Below are 18,197 nucleotides of genomic sequence, written 5' to 3' on the forward strand. Positions count from 1 at the left end.
TAAAATGATACTTAAAAAAAGATATTTAGCACTGTTTATACTTAGTTTATCCATGGCAGCTCAACATGCTCCTGCTAAAAAACAAACAAAGTCAATACTAATCCTAAATGCAATAGCACATTTAGGAAACGGAAAAATAATTCAAAACAGCGCCATTGGATTCAAAGACGGAAAAATAACGCTCGTGGCCGATGCTACGCAAATCCGATTAGCCAAAGATGCTTATGACGAAACTATAGATGCTACAGGAAAAGAAGTTTATCCCGGATTTATTGCTCCAAATTCGACTTTGGGATTAGTTGAAATTGATGCCATAAAATCATCGGACGATGAAAGCGAAATAGGGGTTTTCAATCCTAATGTTCGAAGCATCATTGCTTATAATGCCGAATCAAAAGTAATCGAAACAGTACGACCAAATGGAATATTAATAGCTCAAATCACCCCTCGTGGCGGGAGAATTTCTGGAACTTCTTCTATCGTACAATTGGATTCCTGGAACTGGCAAGATGGCTTGATGAAAGAAAATGATGGAATTCATTTAAATTTTCCATCCTCATTTAGACAAAATGGTTGGTGGGCTGAGCCTGCGGCATCAACCCTTAACAAAGATTACTCAAAACAAGTGGGAGAAATAACCCGTTTTTTAACTAATGCTAAATCGTATCTAGCAGATACCGCAAAGGAGAGAAATTTAATCTTTGAATCGGTAAAAGGATTGTTTGACGGAACGCAAACTTTATTCATCCATGCCGATAAAGAGCTGCAAATCATTGATGCCGCAAACTTAGCCTTAGAAAACGGAATCAAAAAAATAGTGATTGTAGGTGGTTTTGAAGCTTATAAAGCAGCAGATCTTCTTAAAAAGAACAACATAGGCGTATTATTGAAAAGAGTACATGATATGCCCGAAAATGATGATCAAGATGTGAATTTGCCTTATAAAATGGCAAAAATCCTAACCGATAAAGGAATTGTTGTAGGATTAGAAAACAGCGGAGACATGGAGCGTATGAATACAAGAAACTTACCTTTTCTTGCCGGAACTTGTGCGGCTTACGGCTTAGACAAAGAACAAGCCTTGCAGTTGATTACTTCTAATACCGCTAAATTATTAGGAATTGACAATCTATGTGGCACACTCGAAGAAGGAAAAGATGCTACTTTATTCATCTCTGATGGAGACGCCTTAGACATGAGAACCAATAAAATTTCTAAAGCATTCATCCAAGGAAGAACGATAAACTTAGAAAATCATCAGAGTCAACTAAACAAGATCTACAAAGAGAAATTCGGTCAACAATAAGTTTTAAAAAATAACAGTAGGCTGAACAATCAGAAGAACTATTTTCTATCATTACTAAAAAAGCGCCAATCACAACCCTTGTGATTGGCGCTTTTTTTTATTTTACTTCCAAATTAAAGTCAAAAAATACTTCTTAGTCTCAATTCAAAATCCCAAATTTAAAAAAAAGATTAATAATTCACCAAAAATAACAAAAAAATACAAGAACACCCATAATTTCAAAGGGGTCAAATTTAAATTTCAATAAAAATAACCAACAGAACACCTATTTTAAATAGGGCATTGAATCATTTTATATTTTTACAAAAACTAAAACTAAAAACAATGCGAAAAATTATTCTAAGTGTGATCCTAATCACCATTCTGATTTTAACCCTATTTTCGAGTTTTTTATTATCTGATAGCCCAATATCTACTAAAGCGGTTGCATTTGACACCGGAGATATGGCTTGGATGATTGTTGCTACTGCGCTTGTCCTATTAATGACACCTGGCTTAGGCTTTTTTTATGGAGGAATGGTTGGTAAAAAAAACGTTATTAGCACCATGCTTCAAAGCTTTATGGCGATGATAATAGTTACGATTCTTTGGGTTATCATCGCTTTTGGTTTATCATTTGGCCCATCGATAGGAGGAATAATTGGGAACCCTTCTCCATATTTGTTTTTTCAAAATGTAAACACAACATCATCCTGGAGTTTAGCCCCTACTATTCCATTCCTGTTGTTTGCTTTATTCCAAGCTAAATTTGCCATTATTACACCTGCATTAATCACAGGGGCTTTTGCCGAAAGAATCCGTTTTTGGGCCTATTTATTATTCATGGTACTATTCATTTTGCTTATTTATACCCCTTTGTGTCATATGACTTGGCATCCTGAAGGTCTTTTCTTCAAAATGGGTGTTCTGGACTTTGCAGGAGGAACCGTTGTTCATATGAGCGCAGGTTGGGCGGCATTGGCTGGAGCCATATTTTTAGGAAAAAGAAAAAACCAAAAAGTAAATCCAGCACGAATTACCTATGTATTATTAGGAACCGGTTTATTATGGTTTGGATGGTTTGGTTTTAATGCTGGTTCCGCTTTAGGGGCAAATGGATTGGCCGTTCAAGCACTTGGAACCACCACTGTGGCCGCTGCTGCTGCCGGAATGGCTTGGGTCTTCTTTGATAAAATCCTTGGACACAAACTGTCCGCCATGGGAGCCTGCATTGGAACCGTAGTGGGTTTAGTTGCAATAACGCCCGCTGCAGGATTTGTAAGTATACCTCATGCTATTTTCATAGGTGTATTTAGCAGTATTGTAAGTAACCTCATGGTGAGTAAATTTCATAAAGGCAAGATTGACGATGCTTTAGACGTATTTGCTTGCCACGGCGTAGGTGGTATGACGGGAATGCTCTTGACTGGTGTTTTTGCTTCAAAAGCGGTAAACCCTGGAGTAGTAGATCAAGGTCTTCTCTTTGGAGAAACAACATTGTTCTTCAACCAATTAATTGCTTTAATTATTGTTTCCATTTTTGCCTTTACAGCTTCTTATTTCCTTTTCTTTATAGTGAACAAAATCACTCCTTTGAGAGTCAGTGAAGATAAAGAAGAATTAGGCTTGGATATTTCGCAACACGGAGAATATCTATAAATCTTCTTTACAAAAAAGGATAATATAAATTGATTTTCAAACTGTTTTTTTCCAATAATCAATTAGTCATTGAACACTATTAAAAAACTCCATCTCAATTAAAATTGAAATGGAGTTTTTTTAATTCTAACAACAAAGAGAATCCTATTGTTTTATCAATCGGATTGTCTTTTGATCTGTTCCTTGACGCACCAATACCAAATAAGCGCCAGATGGGAAATCATCACCAAACTTAATAAGCTTGTTATTGCTATTCTCAATATGTTTCACCATTCGGCCCAATACATCAAATACTGAAACTTCTACCTTTTCATTACTGATTCCCGCCAGTTCCAAGTTAAAATATTGACTTGAAGGATTAGGATAAGCAGTGATGCTAAAAGCAACTATTTCCGGTTTAGCCTCCAATACTTCCATCTTAGCATTCTTTTTCTTAACTTCATGTATCACAATGGAACCGCCACCTAGAACGGTTGTTGCATCTGTATTATCAGCAGCTCCATTCTGATTATCGTAAACAAGAGCATTTCCGTTATTCTTATCCCAGATTTTAATACGGAATTTATCAGTTCCTCCGCCACCGGTAATTTGTCCGTCAATTGCAGAAACCATAAATCCGAAGTTGCCAGAACCGTTTACAGTCCCCACCCCTTTATATGTTGCTTTTGCTCCTGAAATCACCAATGTCATGGCTTCATGGCTTGAACTTTTGAAGTTTAAATTAGCCGCATTAAATTGAAATTCCGTATTTCCATCAACTAGGGCACTTCCTTTTTTATATTTCGCCACAAAACCAAAATTAGCTTTACCAATTAATGAAGGATTTGCAACATAAGCACCTACAGGAGAATTAATCCATCCTCCACCAGTAACAAATCCTCCATCTGGGTCGTATACTGGCAAATAAGCCATTGACGAAGCACAAGGACTAACTGTAGCGTTTACCTGATACATTTCTACCGGCAGACTAATTCCTGATGTAATAGCTAAACCTGTAGCGTCTGTGGTGGCGTCATAGGTGGTTAGACCTCCATTGCCATTATCCAGCGTAAACAATACTGGAATACCCGCTAATGATAACCCTGGGATCACCGGCGAAGCTGTTACAGTCGCTTTCAATTTAGCCAATGAATTTACAGGAACAGGCGCGCTACTTGCAGAGGCATCGATGTTTATACCGATGGTTGTTAAAAGACCATTTACATAATTAAAGCCATAATTATTATCTGCACCACCAGATACGGCTATAGTCTGATTATCTCCTAATATAGTTGCTAATGGATGAACATCTAAAACTGCTGCTGTTTCACCATTCATAAATCCAGTAATTTGTATGGTAAAGGTTGGATTCGTCTGTCCGCAATATTTCATTTTATTATCAGCGGTCACTGTCAAGAGAGCTTTGCTGATATCAATAGCCACACTTCCCGATTCGTTATTGTAATTAATTCCACCGTCAAAGGTCCAATTAGCGGTGCCACCAGGAACGTCCGTAAAACTTAAACCTAAGTTCAAACCGGAACTTAAGTCTATCAATCCTACTCCAGTTACACTGCCTGTTGCGCCATGCACTAATCCATCATAAACTCCGGAATAACCGCTAACACTCACCAAAGCATCGGCTTTGCTGATATCAATAGCCACACTTCCCGATTCATTATTGTAATTTATTCCGCCATCAAAGGTCCAATTAGCCGTGCCACCAGGAACGTCTGTGAAGCTTAAACCTAAATTCAACCCGGAACTCAAGTCTATCAATCCTACTCCAGTTGCGCTGCCTGTTGCGCCATGCGCTAATCCATCATAAACTCCGGAATAACCGCTAACACTCACCAAAGCATCGGCTTTGCTGATATCAATAGCCACACTTCCCGATTCGTCATTGTAATTTATTCCGCCATCAAAGGTCCAATTAGCGGTGCCACCAGGAACGTCTGTAAAACTTAAACCTAAATTCAAACCAGAACTTAAGTCTACCGAGCCGATTCCAGTTGCACTGCCCATTGCGCCATGCGCTAATCCATCATAAACTCCGGAATAACCGCTGACACTCACCAAAGCATCGGCTTTGCTGATATCAATAGCCACACTTCCCGATTCGTTATTGTAATTTATTCCGCCATCAAAGGTCCAATTAGCGATGCCACCAGGAACGTCTGTAAAGCTTAAACCTAAATTCAAACCGGAACTTAAGTCTATCGAGCCGATTCCGGTTGCGCTGCCTGTTGCGCCATGCGCCAAAGCATCATAAACTCCGGAATAACCATTAACACTCACCAAAGCATCGGCTTTGCTGATATCAATAGCCACACTTCCCGATTCGTTATTGTAATTTATTCCGCCATCAAAGATCCAATTAGCCGTGCCACCAGGAACGTCTGTGAAGCTTAAACCTAAATTCAAACCGGAACTCAAGTCTACCGAGCCGATTCCGGTAGCCGTTCCCATTGCGCCATGCGCTAATCCATCATAAACTCCGGAATAACCGCTAACACTCACCAAAGCATCGGCTTTGCTGATATCAATAGCCACACTTCCCGATTCGTTATTGTAATTTATTCCACCGTCAAAGGTCCAATTAGCCGTGCCACCAGGAACGTCCGTAAAACTTAAACCTAAATTCAAACCGGAACTTAAGTCTACCGAGCCGATTCCTGTTGCGCTTCCTGTTGCGCCATGCGCCAAAGCATCATAAACTCCGGAATAACCATTAACACTTACCAAGGCATCGGCTTTGCTGATATCAATAGCCACACTTCCCGATTCGTTATTGTAATTTATTCCACCGTCAAAGGTCCAATTAGCCGTGCCACCAGGAACGTCCGTAAAACTTAAACCTAAATTCAAACCGGAACTTAAGTCTACCGAGCCGATTCCTGTTGCGCTTCCTGTTGCGCCATGCGCCAAAGCATCATAAACTCCGGAATAACCATTAACACTTACCAAGGCATCGGCTTTGCTGATATCAATAGCCACACTTCCCGATTCGTTATTGTAATTTATTCCACCGTCAAAGGTCCAATTAGCCGTGCCACCAGGAACGTCCGTAAAACTTAAACCTAAATTCAAACCGGAACTCAAGTCTACCGAGCCGATTCCGGTTGCGCTGCCTGTTGCGCCATGCGCCAAAGCATCATAAACTCCGGAATAACCGCTAACACTCACCAAAGCATCGGCTTTGCTGATATCAATAGCCACACTTCCCGATTCGTTATTGTAATTTATTCCGCCATCAAAGGTCCAATTAGCCGTGCCACCAGGAACGTCTGTAAAACTTAAACCTAAATTCAAACCGGAACTCAAGTCTACCGAGCCGATTCCTGTTGCGCTTCCTGTTGCGCCATGCGCCAAAGCATCATAAACTCCGGAATAACCATTAACACTTACCAAGGCATCGGCTTTGCTGATATCAATAGCCACACTTCCCGATTCGTTATTGTAATTTATTCCGCCATCAAAGGTCCAATTAGCCGTGCCACCAGGAACGTCTGTAAAACTTAAACCTAAATTCAAACCGGAACTCAAGTCTACCGAGCCGATTCCGGTTGCGCTGCCTGTTGCGCCATGCGCCAAAGCATCATAAACTCCGGAATAACCATTAACACTTACCAAGGCATCGGCTTTGCTGATATCAATAGCCACACTTCCCGATTCGTTATTGTAATTTATTCCACCGTCAAAGGTCCAATTAGCCGTGCCACCAGGAACGTCCGTAAAACTTAAACCTAAATTCAAACCGGAACTTAAGTCTACCGAGCCGATTCCGGTTGCGCTGCCTGTTGCGCCATGCGCCAAAGCATCATAAACTCCGGAATAACCATTAACACTTACCAAGGCATCGGCTTTGCTGATATCAATAGCCACACTTCCCGATTCGTTATTGTAATTTATTCCGCCATCAAAGGTCCAATTAGCGGTGCCACCAGGAACGTCTGTGAAGCTTAAACCTAAATTCAAACCGGAACTCAAGTCTACCGAGCCGATTCCGGTAGCCGTTCCCATTGCGCCATGTGCCAAAGCATCATAAACTCCGGAATAACCGCTAACACTCACCAAAGCATCGGCTTTGCTGATATCTATAGCCACACTTCCCGATTCGTTATTGTAATTTATTCCGCCATCAAAGGTCCAATTAGCGGTGCCACCAGGAACGTCTGTAAAGCTTAAACCTAAATTCAAACCGGAACTTAAGTCTATCGAGCCGATTCCGGTTGCGCTGCCTATTGCGCCATGCGCCAAAGCATCATAAACTCCGGAATAACCGCTAACACTCACCAAAGCATCGGCTTTGCTGATTGTCACAGTGACAAGTGTTCTAGTAGCGCTTTTACAGCCCGTTGTAGTATTTCTAGCCTCTGCATAAGCAGAATATGTCCCTGCATTAGTTCCTGTAGGAGCAGTTGTTGTTGTCGTACCTGTAGCGGTAGTATACCAATCTATCGTTTCTCCGGCAGCCACAGTTGCAGAGCTGGTATGTACTATCCCGTCATAAGGACCAGTAAAATTCACTGCGGTGGGAGCTGTTGGCAAAGCATATACATTTACTGTTTTATTTGCAGCTTTAAAACATCCAGAAGCTTCATCCGTAACAGTATAACTAATCGTAACATTACCCGCCAAAACACCAGTTACAAGCCCTGTAGCATTTACCGTTGCGATTCCAGTATTTGAACTACTCCAAACGCCTCCTGGAGTTGCATTTGATAACTGTAAAGCAGAGTCTACACAAACATTGGTCGTACCACCTGGCAATATAGAAGCTACTATAGGTAAAGGATTAACTTCGAAGGTTAAAATATTAGATTCGGCAGAACAACTAACACCATTAAGGCTTGAAGTAGCAATCCTTTTAAAAGAGGTGCTGATATTCAAAAGAGGTGGATTGTACTGACTCGATGTTTCGGCAATTGTTGACCAAGTTATTCCTCCATCTGTACTTTGTTGCCATATATAACTAGGAGCACTTGAGCCAATCGCGTTTACTGTAGAAGTAATCCCAGGATCTAATGTTCCGCAACCTGGTCCGGGTTGAGTTGCTCCTTTGCCAATTACTCCTGCAGTAATTCCATTAATTACTACATCAATTCTCGCTCTTAAGCTTTCACAGCCTACCGTTTGACTTACATAATAGCTTGTTGTTCCTGAAGAAACTGTAGAGGGAGTTGGCGCAGTACTACTTCCTGTTCCCCCAGTTGCTGTAGTGTACCATAATAAGTTACTTCCTGTTGCTGTCAAAGCATTGACTAATGAACCTTGGCAATAGGTTATAGGACTAATTATTGTGGGAGCAGGAGGTGCCGTACAGGCAATATAATTTGCAGTAAAATCTATCGTTCCATTTTTACCTACCACACAAATCTCATATGGCTTATTACTGTCTGGCGTTGTATAGCTATCATTTGTAGTCCAAGAACTAAAAATCTGATTAAGACTATTTACTGCTGGTGCCTTAATAAAAGACGATTTGTTATTATCTGCAACAGCTACACTCTCACCCGGATTAGAAGTCCCAACCAGTGTAACTGTTTCAGAGCCAGAACTACCACTACATCCAGGCCCATCATGATTATAAGCAGAAACAGAAATAGTCCCAGAGTTAGTTTTAATCCTAATATTCCCATCAGTAAAAGAGGCAAAAGCTTGTAAACCGCTTGTTGCTCCTGTAGCCGTTAATAAAAAAGAAACTCCAATATGGTTAATTTTTATTAAAAACTGATTATTGAAAATAGTACCATTAGAATCAGCCACAGCAGTCATGTCGTGTGGAAGAAGGCATGTTGCCGGCTTTGGGGTTTCATCAAAATGTAAAGTCACGGTTTCCCCAGGCAGCCATCCGCTACCGCTAATAATTACATACTCACCGGGAGCATAATCCTCTTTATCTGTAGTGACCGTTGCCTGCCCAAAAGCTGCACCGGCAAAAAACAAATTGGCAATAAAAAAAACAATCGTTAAAAATGCGGGCTTAGGTAGAAATGTTTTCATATTTATCGAATTAGAAATAATAAAATAACGAATATGGAATGCCTGACTATAATAATGTAAAATCAACCGAATGAAGTTTCTCTCTTTTTGACTTTACCGCAACAAATCCTTTATATTAATAACAAAAACACTAATATAAATCATTAAAAAACAAATACTTAACACTAATTTATACAATTAAGAATACATTAATCTTATTTTTAATACATTTTCGATTAAAGGAATGAAAAGCTCTTTCAATTGCATCTTTTAACTTTTTGCAAAGCAGAAAGAATAAAAAAGATACTTAAGTTTCGAACTCTTTTTAAACGCATAAAAAAACCTGTTCAAAAATTTGAACAGGTTTTTTTAGGACTAGACAGACAACTAAAGAAGAATCTTTTTCCAGATTTTACTTTTTAAAATTTGAAATTCCGGCTTTCAACCAAGTTTCATATTCGTTTACGCCTACATAACTTATGGTTGGTTTTTCGGCATTTAAATTATTTCCTTCTAAATCTGTAATCACATATAAGGGTTGGGTATTAGTCTTATATTTTGTGATCATAAAATCAGTCCATTTATCCCCCACTGTTTCAATTTCAGAACCCGTTGTTTTAGAAACAAACTGTTCATTTTTAGGCAATTCTCTCTTATCATCGACATATAAAGAGATAAGCACCACTTCATTGTTTAGAATAGGTAATACCTTTGAATCAGACCAAACGTTGTTTTCCATTTTTCTGCAATTTACACAAGCATAGCCTGTAAAATCGAGCATAATGGGTTTATTTATTGTTTTAGCATAAGCCAATCCTTTTTCATAATCGTCAAAAACAATAATTCCATGTGGGCCACTTTTGGCTCCATCGGGCAAAACTTCAGCAGCTGATGCACTTCCTTTCGAACCACCTACTCCAAAAGGACTTTCACTGTATTCCATTGGAGGAGGGAAAGCACTTATTATCTTTAAAGGCGCTCCCCAAAGTCCCGGAATTAGATAGACCGTAAAAGTTAATACCAACAATCCCGTCATTAATCTTCCTACCGAAATATGTGTAGTTGGGCTGTCATGAGGCAACGTAATTTTTCCGAATAAATAAAAGGCCAATGTTCCAAAAATTGCAATCCAAATGGCTAAGAAAACTTCTCTTTCCAATAAATGCAATTGCAATACCAGATCTGCATTTGATAAGAATTTGAAAGCCAAGGCCAATTCCAAAAATCCTAAAACCACTTTCACTGTGTTCAACCAACCACCTGATTTAGGCAAAGAGTTTAACCATCCTGGGAACATCGCAAAAAGCATAAAAGGCAAGGCTAAAGCCAATGAAAAACCAAGCATCCCAATTATTGGAGCGATACCACCTTTGGAAGCTGCTTCGACTAAAAGTGTTCCTACAATAGGTCCTGTACAAGAGAAGGACACGATTGCCAAGGCTAAAGCCATAAACAAAATCCCCACAATACCGCCTCTATCTGCCTGACTGTCTACCTTATTTGCCCATGAATTAGGCAACATAATTTCGAATGCTCCCAAAAATGAAGCAGCAAAAACCACTAATAGTATAAAGAAAATAATATTAAACCACACATTAGTAGACAAAGCATTCAAGGCATCAGCGCCAAAAACAGCAGTAACTAACGAGCCTAATAAAACGTAAATTAAGATAATCGAAACTCCATAAATAATAGCATTTCTAATCCCTTGAGCTTTTGTTTTACTTTGTTTGGTAAAAAAGCTCACCGTCATAGGGATCATCGGAAAAACACATGGAGTCAATAAGGCTGCAAAACCGGATAGAAATGCTATAAAAAATATAGACCAAAGTCCTCTTTGAGAATCAGATGCTGTTTCCTCTACAGCGTCTTTTACAGGAGCAGTAGTCGCTTCCGTATAATTACTAGCCCCTAAACTAGGCGCAGCAAGTGTATCTATTTTTATTGAATCTGTCGCAACAGGAACTACAGCTTGTTCCATTTTTGAAGTTGCCGCTTCGGGACTAAAGGCCGGAAGAGCAAAACTAAATTTCTTTTCTACATTGATACAAACCTCTTTACAAACTTGGTAATTCAATTCCACTTCAATTTTAGTAAGCTTAGGATTAGTTACCTTAACTTCTTGTCGAATTTGGGCTTTACCTTCAAAAAAGGTTTCATCAACTTCAAAAATGTCATTATAAGCCGTTCTTGTTTTACTTTCTTTGGCTTTACCAATAAGAGTAAAGTTGTCCTTTTGATTTTTAAAAACAACTTCTAAGGGCAGTGGACCGCCATCTTTGGTAAACTGGGAATACAGATGCCAGTCTTTTTCGATAACAGCATCAAAGATTAATATATATGTGTTATCGGATTTTTTTTCAATTTTAGTAGTCCATTTTGCCGGATCCAGTATCTGCGAATTCACATTGGCAAAAGCTAAAAAAGCAAGCAGTAAAAAAACAACTTTTTTCTTCATAAGTATTTATTTAAACATTTAGTGGTATTTTTAGAATCTTTGACTTCCATCTTCTAACTCTATTTTCAATATATTTTTTGTTGTATTAATGATTCTAAATCGTTCGTCTTGGCGAAGCCCTACAATCCAAACAATTCTATTACCGGACCATAAAATCCAACTATTTTCCTTTTCTATTAAGGATAACTTTTCATCTTTAAAAAATTTGCTTACTTTTTTAGATTTTCCGTTCATCCCAAAAGGTTGAAAAAGATCTCCTTGATTCCATCTTTTTAAAACCAATGGAAATTCTAATTGATCTTCGTCGACAAATATAGCGGTATTTGTAGGAAGGCTAATGTCCGATACTTTGCAAAACGAAAGATTTAAGGGGAAATTAACTTCTGTACTATTTTTATTGACAAAATATTCTGATTTTTCCTTTTCAGAATGTATTGGGCTCAGAATTAAAGAATCCCTGTCTTTCAACAATCGAAAATCGGGCGAGAAAACTTGTTTACCTGATTGGCTTTCAACTAGATCATATACATCATTCCAGCTCGAAAATCCAAACTCATGCAGCCATTGGTACAAATACGATTTGTAATTGGCTAATCTTTTCAATTGTTTTAAGTCAAAATAAATTTCGTCTCCTTTCTTTTTAGCCACCTGTTGGTACACCATAATTGCAGCGTCTTCGAGCATGGTTTGGGCATCCTGCAAATAAGATTGTGTTTTTTGAAAAGAAGCGATAAATTGCGGATTTAACTCCTTAAACAACGGAACCAAATCATGGCGAATTTTATTTCGCAAATACTTATCCGAAGCATTGCTACTGTCTTCCCTCCATTGAATTGTATTCTCGGCGGCATAATTAGCGATCTCTTGGCGAGAAAACAACAAAAGCGGTCGGATTATCTTGTCATTTTGTTCAGGAATCCCAACCAATCCTTCCAAACCCGTTCCCCGACTTAGGTTTATCAAAAAAGTTTCTAAATTATCGTCAGCATGGTGCGCCGTGAGAATATAATCATAGTTTTCTGTCTCTAAGAGCTCATAAAACCAGTTGTAGCGCAAATCGCGAGCGGCAAGCTGAGTCGAAAGTTTATAGTCTTTGGCAAAAGCCTCAGTATCAAATTGGGTAATAAAAAGCGGAATTTCATTTGTTGCGGCATATTCCTGAACAAAAGTCTGATCTCCGAAACTCTCCAGGCCTCGAAGTTGAAAATTACAATGCGCAAGCGCGATGTCAAAACCTAATTGCTGAAATAAATGAGCCATGACCATGCTGTCTAAACCACCACTGGTGGCCAAAACAAGCTTTTTATTTTCCAGAAACTGAAAATTTTCAACGATATGTTTTTTAAGTTTGACTAACATCTTTCAAAAATTAAAAAATTAAACTATACTATCGAATACTAAAATGGCAACTATTGTAAAACCTCCCTCATTGCTTTTGCTTTGAGCAAACATTCCTCGTATTCCTTTTCAGCTATGGATTGCGACGTAATGGCACTCCCAACAGAAAAAGAAACATATTGCTTTTCTTGATTGTATAAAATACTGCGAATGACCACATTGAAATCAAAATCTCCGTTTGGAGTAAAATAACCGACCGTTCCACTATACAATCCGCGTTTAGTCTCCTCTAATTCTTCGATAATTTTCATCGCCGAAATTTTTGGAGCTCCAGTCATGCTTCCCATAGGAAAAGTAGCTTTAATGGCGTCAATGACATTGTATTGGGGATCTAGTTTTGCGGTGATGGTCGATATCATTTGGTGCACCTGTATAAAGGAATAAATCCCGCATAATTCGTCCACGGCAACTGATCCTTTTTGGGCTATTCTGGATAAATCATTGCGAACCAAATCAGTAATCATAATATTTTCGGCACGTTCTTTTGGGTCTAATGTTAATTGATTCTTAGCATCCTCATCTTTGATTGGGTCAGAAAAACGTTTAGAAGTTCCTTTAATAGGCTGCGAAATCAACTTTTCTCCTTCTTTTTTCAGATACCTTTCTGGGGTGGCCGAAAGTAAAAAATGCTTGTTGTTTTTAAAAAAAACGGCAAAAGGAGCTCTGGAAATTTCGTTCAATTTTTGAAATTTATCCAAGGGGTTGAAAAGGGCATTTTCGGCATAAAATTCCATGCAAAAATTAGCTTCATAAATATCTCCCTGATGAATATGAGCGAGCATTTTGGAAACTTTTTGAAGATAGCTTTCTTTAGAAATTCGTTGCTGAATTAACAAACTTTCTGCTGTTTCTTCTTGTTGCTTTTGACTGCTTCTTATTTCTTCAAAGTCTTGCTCTAATTCATCATCGCACATGGAGAGATAAGAGATTTCGAGTTGATTCCCTTTTAGTAAAAATATTTTTTTGGGTTGAAAGAAAAAGAGGTCCGGAAAACCCAGTTCGTCAAAGTTATTGGATTGTACATCTTCGACGTCGTTTTTTAAATCATAGGCTAAATAACCAAAAAGCCAGTCTTTAGTTGTTTGTTGGTACTGTTTTAAATCTTCAAAAGCATTATAATAATCTGTTTTTAAAGACGTAAAAGCATCCACTGCCAGCATACAATCGTAACTGGAATACGCTTGCGGATAATCATTACTATCCATAAAAATAACTTCCCGAAATTGTTGCGCCCAAAATAAAAGTTGTTGTTTAAACAATTTTGTATCGGGAATAGGCTTATAAACTGAAGTTCTCAAAAAATATGTTCTTTAAAATTCAAAATTACGATAAAAAAAATCCATAAATATTCGATTATCAGAAAATTAGTCCCTTTTTTTTGTAAATTTACATTAATCTATTGAGTTTAAAACCCTTAATTCTATTCATCAGGATTTCTAAAAAAGCGTGAGCTTGGCTTTTAAAAAGCTCACGAAAGGCGGCAAACTTATTATACGGTTCCGCAAAATTATAGTTGGAGATGTGGAACTCTTTTTAGTCTTTAAACCACTAAACCTAAATACTATGAAAATCGCAACTATTATTATTCGAACCATGCTTGGGTTATTGTTTCTTTATACCTCTGTTAGTTACTTTTTTCATCTAACACCCGAGCCAGTCTCCACAGGAGAATTCAAAGCATTTCAAGTTGGTCTGGTAGCATCTACTTACTTAATCCCTTTGGCAAAAACACTCGAATTATTATGTGGATTATCCTTTGTTACTGGTAAATATATGACCTTGGCCAACCTTGTTATTTTTCCGGTAACCATAAATATTTTACTGATTAATTACTTTTTAACTCCAGAGAACTTACCTATTGCTCTTTTTGTTTTTGTCGGCAACATCTTTCTAATTTTTACCCATTGGAAAAACTATAAAGGTCTTTTCATTGCTGATAATTAAATAGCTAAAACATTGTAAATCAAAAATATACGCGATAAAAAAAGCCGTTCAATTGAACGGCTTTTTTTAAAATCTATTAAGAAACTATACGTGTAAAGCTCTATTATCTGTAGCTGCCAATGCTGCTTCTTTTATTGCTTCTGCAAATGTAGGATGCGCATGAGACATTCTTGAAATATCTTCAGCAGAAGCTTTGAATTCCATTGCAGTAACTGCTTCAGCGATCAAATCAGCTGTTCTGGCTCCAATCATGTGAATTCCCAGGACTTCATCCGTTTTTGCATCGGCAAGGATTTTTACAAAACCATCTAAATCTCCACTCGCTCTAGCACGACCTAATGCTTTGAAAGGAAAACTTCCAACTTTGTATTCAGCTCCAGAAGCTTTCAATTGCTCTTCTGTTTGTCCCACAGCAGCCACCTCTGGCCAAGTGTAAACAACCCCTGGAATCAAGTTGTAATCGATATGTGGTTTTTGACCGGCTAAAATTTCAGCAACCATAGTTCCTTCTTCTTCCGCTTTGTGTGCTAACATTGCTCCACGAACCACGTCTCCAATGGCATAAATATTAGAAGCCGAAGTTTGCAAATGGTCGTTTACTTCTACTTGTCCTCTATCGGAAATTTTAACTCCCGCTTTGTCCGCATTCAATCCATCTGTGTATGGACGACGCCCTACAGAAACCAAAGCATAATCTCCTTCAAGAGTGATTGTTTCTCCTTTAGCATTTTCGGCCTGAACTGTAACAGCTTCTCCATTTCTTTCAACAGACTGTACTTTATGGGAAACATAGAATTTCATTCCTTGTTTCTTCAAGACTTTAGTCAATTCTTTAGACAACGAACTGTCCATTCCTGGAATGATTCGGTCCATAAATTCCACAACAGATACTTGTGCGCCTAAACGCAGGTATACTTGTCCTAATTCGATACCAATTACGCCACCACCAATGATAACAAGGTGTTTTGGCACTTCTTTTAAAGCCAAAGCTTCTGTAGAAGTAATAATTCTTTCTTTATCAATTTTGATAAAAGGTAAAGAAGATGGCTTAGAACCTGTTGCAATGATGATGTTTTTACCCTCAATTGTTTCCGTTGTTCCGTCTTCTTTGGCAATAGCTACATGAGTAGCATCTACAAATGAACCCAAACCATTAAAAACAGTTACTTTATTCTTATCCATTAGGTAATTAATCCCTCCAGAAGTTTGATCTACCACTGCTTTTTTGCGGGCAATCATTTTCTCCAAGTTTACTTTCACCTCTCCTGAAACTTCAATTCCATGATCTGCAAAATGTTTAATTTCTGCAAAATGGTGAGAAGATGATAATAATGCCTTAGAGGGAATACAGCCTACATTAAGACAAGTTCCTCCAAGAGTGGAATATTTTTCAATAATTGCTGTTTTGAAACCTAGTTGTGCACAACGAATCGCTGATACATATCCTCCTGGGCCAGAACCAATAATGACTACGTCAAATGAACTCATAGTATATTTTTTATGTGAGTATTATTTTTTTGGATTACAAAATTAAGGAATTAAGTTTTGTTTAAAGTTTAAAACAAGAGGTTTTTTGTTAGGAATTAGCAAAACTACATCAAAGATTCCTTTTTTACACATCGACTACCGAAGTACTTTTTACTTCGCTTATCATAAAAGTACTGTGGGTACTGCCTATATGCTGCAAAATAGTAAGCTTAGTAACCAAAAATTCTCTATAAGCCTCCATATCTTTTACGACAATTTTAAGAATATAATCATAATCACCGCTCACATGATAGCATTCCAGAACTTCCTTAAGTTTCACCACTTCACTTTCAAACTTGGTGAGAAATTCCTTGGTGTGCTGGATGAGTTTCAAATGGCAAAAAACAACAAAACCTTTCTCTACTTTGGATTTATTGACTACGGCAACGTATTTATCAATAATTCCTTCTCTTTCAAGTTTTTTAATTCGTTCATAAACCGCAGTCACTGAAAGATTAAGATCCAAAGACAATTCTTTAGTAGTCTTCTTACTGTTGGTTTGCAGCAGTTTGAGCAGTTTTTTATCTATTAAATCCAAAGTCATGCTGTATTTTTTTTGGTAAAAGGTATACAATTTGAATAAAAATAGAAAATAAATCTAACTAATAAAATATTTACCGATTATAAAACTGAGTTTAGGAAGCTGTATTGATAATAAAAACTAGATAAACGTACTTTACATTAAAAATAATTAAAACTGAACCTATGAAATTCAATCCCGCAGATAACATTCAGGATTTACAGTATTTCGGAGAATTTGGCGGAGTCAATCCATCCATTTCTGATTCATCTACTTATACTTTCCTTTCGGCCAAAACCATGTTTGATACCTTTGAAGGTAATATGGAAGGCTGTTATCTCTACTCACGCCATTCTTCACCCAGTAATCTGTATTTAGACAAAGCCTTGGCTGCCATGGAAGGAACAGAAACAGCTAATGTATCGGCTTCAGGAATGGGCGCCATTACGCCAACATTATTACAATTGTGCGGAGCTGGGGATCACATCGTTTCCAGTAGAACTATTTATGGAGGAACTTATGCTTTTCTCAAGAATTTTGCACCAAGATTAGGCATAAAGACAACTTTTGTAGACATCACAAAACTAGAGGTAGTTGAAGCTGCTATTACCCCAAATACCAAAGTTTTATACTGTGAAACCGTAAGCAACCCCTTGCTTGAAGTGGCTGACATTGCCGGTTTATCAAAAATTGCCAAAAAGTACAACCTAAAACTGGTTGTTGATAATACTTTTTCTCCACTTTCAGTTACCCCAATTAAACTTGGAGCCGATATTGTCATTCACAGTTTGACCAAGTACATCAACGGAAGTAGCGACACTGTGGGTGGTGTTACTTGCGCTTCGAACGAATTCATCAATAGCTTAAAAAATGTGAACAGTGGCGCCAGCATGCTTCTTGGCCCTACAATGGACAGCATGCGCTCAGCCAGTGTCATGAAAAACTTACGCACCTTACATCTGAGGATAAAACAACACAGTTACAATGCAGCTTATCTGGCAGAGCGTTTTGAAAAAGACGGCTTAAAAACAGTCTATCCGGGCTTGAAAAGTCATCCCAGTCATCAATTATACTCTTCAATGATAAATCCGGAGTACGGTTTTGGAGGAATGATGACTCTGGACGTAGGGACTTTGGCAAAAGCCAATGAGCTAATGGAATTGATGCAAGCTAGAAATTTAGGCTATCTTGCGGTAAGCTTAGGTTTTTATAAAACCCTGTTTAGCGCTCCAGGAACTTCAACCTCAAGCGAAATTCCTCTAGAAGAACAAGCCGAAATGGGGCTAACCGATGGATTAATTCGTTTTTCGATAGGCTTAGACAACGACATTGAACGAACCTATAAAATGATGAAAAACTGCATGATTGAACTTGGAATACTATAAATCTTTGAAACATCGCATTAAAAAAACCGGCACATATTTATTTTGAGCCGGTTATTT

At 38.1% G+C, this 18,197-nt stretch carries 10 protein-coding genes; 4 read left to right on the plus strand and 6 right to left on the minus strand.

Annotation, left to right across the window (positions count from 1 at the left end):
- The first annotated feature begins 4 nt into the window (after positions 1-4).
- Positions 5-1,306 carry an amidohydrolase family protein gene (locus tag LNP19_RS14115; RefSeq protein WP_230062536.1) on the plus strand — a complete coding sequence of 434 codons (1,302 nt, stop codon included), beginning with the start codon at positions 5-7 and terminating at the stop codon, positions 1,304-1,306.
- Between the two features lie 324 nt (positions 1,307-1,630).
- Positions 1,631-2,944: an ammonium transporter gene (locus LNP19_RS14120; protein WP_230062537.1), complete on the plus strand. Its 1,314-nt coding sequence runs from the start codon at positions 1,631-1,633 to the stop codon at positions 2,942-2,944.
- A 144-nt stretch (positions 2,945-3,088) separates the two neighbouring features.
- Here LNP19_RS14120 and LNP19_RS14125 read toward each other — a convergent pair whose 3' ends face one another.
- From LNP19_RS14125 to LNP19_RS14140, 4 genes are all read right to left on the minus strand, one after another.
- Positions 3,089-8,929, minus strand: a complete 5,841-nt coding sequence (locus tag LNP19_RS14125; RefSeq protein WP_230062538.1) for an MBG domain-containing protein — start codon at positions 8,927-8,929, stop codon at positions 3,089-3,091.
- Between the two features lie 391 nt (positions 8,930-9,320).
- Positions 9,321-11,366 (minus strand): protein-disulfide reductase DsbD family protein, encoded by a 2,046-nt coding sequence (locus LNP19_RS14130; protein WP_230062539.1) that lies wholly within the window; start codon positions 11,364-11,366, stop codon positions 9,321-9,323.
- Positions 11,367-11,396: 30 nt separating this feature from the next.
- The gene (gene tilS / locus LNP19_RS14135) at positions 11,397-12,725 is read right to left on the minus strand and encodes a tRNA lysidine(34) synthetase TilS (protein WP_230062540.1); all 1,329 of its coding nucleotides are present in this window, start codon (positions 12,723-12,725) and stop codon (positions 11,397-11,399) included.
- 50 nt (positions 12,726-12,775) lie between these two features.
- Entirely contained in the window at positions 12,776-14,062 is a 1,287-nt protein-coding gene (locus LNP19_RS14140; RefSeq protein ID WP_230062541.1) for an anthranilate synthase component I family protein, read from the minus strand.
- Positions 14,063-14,327: 265 nt separating this feature from the next.
- Between LNP19_RS14140 and LNP19_RS14145 the strand changes: the two genes are divergently transcribed.
- The gene (locus LNP19_RS14145) at positions 14,328-14,708 is read left to right on the plus strand and encodes a DoxX family membrane protein (protein ID WP_230062542.1); all 381 of its coding nucleotides are present in this window, start codon (positions 14,328-14,330) and stop codon (positions 14,706-14,708) included.
- Positions 14,709-14,792: 84 nt separating this feature from the next.
- On the opposite strand, the gene lpdA is transcribed toward LNP19_RS14145, so the two are convergent.
- Together lpdA and LNP19_RS14155 are read right to left on the minus strand one after the other, a co-directional pair.
- Complete coding sequence (gene lpdA, locus LNP19_RS14150; protein WP_230062543.1) at positions 14,793-16,196, minus strand: dihydrolipoyl dehydrogenase; 1,404 nt, start codon at positions 16,194-16,196, stop codon at positions 14,793-14,795.
- Between the two features lie 124 nt (positions 16,197-16,320).
- Positions 16,321-16,779 (minus strand): Lrp/AsnC family transcriptional regulator, encoded by a 459-nt coding sequence (locus LNP19_RS14155; RefSeq protein ID WP_230062544.1) that lies wholly within the window; start codon positions 16,777-16,779, stop codon positions 16,321-16,323.
- Positions 16,780-16,940: 161 nt separating this feature from the next.
- Here LNP19_RS14155 and LNP19_RS14160 point away from each other — a divergent pair, with 161 nt between their 5' ends.
- Positions 16,941-18,140 carry an aminotransferase class I/II-fold pyridoxal phosphate-dependent enzyme gene (locus LNP19_RS14160; RefSeq protein ID WP_230062545.1) on the plus strand — a complete coding sequence of 400 codons (1,200 nt, stop codon included), beginning with the start codon at positions 16,941-16,943 and terminating at the stop codon, positions 18,138-18,140.
- Positions 18,141-18,197: the final 57 nt, after the last annotated feature.

It is taken from the genome of Flavobacterium acetivorans (assembly GCF_020911885.1).
GTDB lineage: Bacteria > Bacteroidota > Bacteroidia > Flavobacteriales > Flavobacteriaceae > Flavobacterium > Flavobacterium acetivorans.

Coding starts and splice junctions, on each gene's coding strand:
- LNP19_RS14145 (WP_230062542.1), top strand. CDS start 14,328: ATGAAAATCGCAACTATTATTATTCGAACCATGCTTGGGTTATTGTTT.
- LNP19_RS14125 (WP_230062538.1), bottom strand. CDS start 8,929: ATGAAAACATTTCTACCTAAGCCCGCATTTTTAACGATTGTTTTTTTT.
- lpdA (WP_230062543.1), bottom strand. CDS start 16,196: ATGAGTTCATTTGACGTAGTCATTATTGGTTCTGGCCCAGGAGGATAT.
- tilS (WP_230062540.1), bottom strand. CDS start 12,725: ATGTTAGTCAAACTTAAAAAACATATCGTTGAAAATTTTCAGTTTCTG.
- LNP19_RS14160 (WP_230062545.1), top strand. CDS start 16,941: ATGAAATTCAATCCCGCAGATAACATTCAGGATTTACAGTATTTCGGA.
- LNP19_RS14115 (WP_230062536.1), top strand. CDS start 5: ATGATACTTAAAAAAAGATATTTAGCACTGTTTATACTTAGTTTATCC.
- LNP19_RS14120 (WP_230062537.1), top strand. CDS start 1,631: ATGCGAAAAATTATTCTAAGTGTGATCCTAATCACCATTCTGATTTTA.
- LNP19_RS14130 (WP_230062539.1), bottom strand. CDS start 11,366: ATGAAGAAAAAAGTTGTTTTTTTACTGCTTGCTTTTTTAGCTTTTGCC.
- LNP19_RS14155 (WP_230062544.1), bottom strand. CDS start 16,779: ATGACTTTGGATTTAATAGATAAAAAACTGCTCAAACTGCTGCAAACC.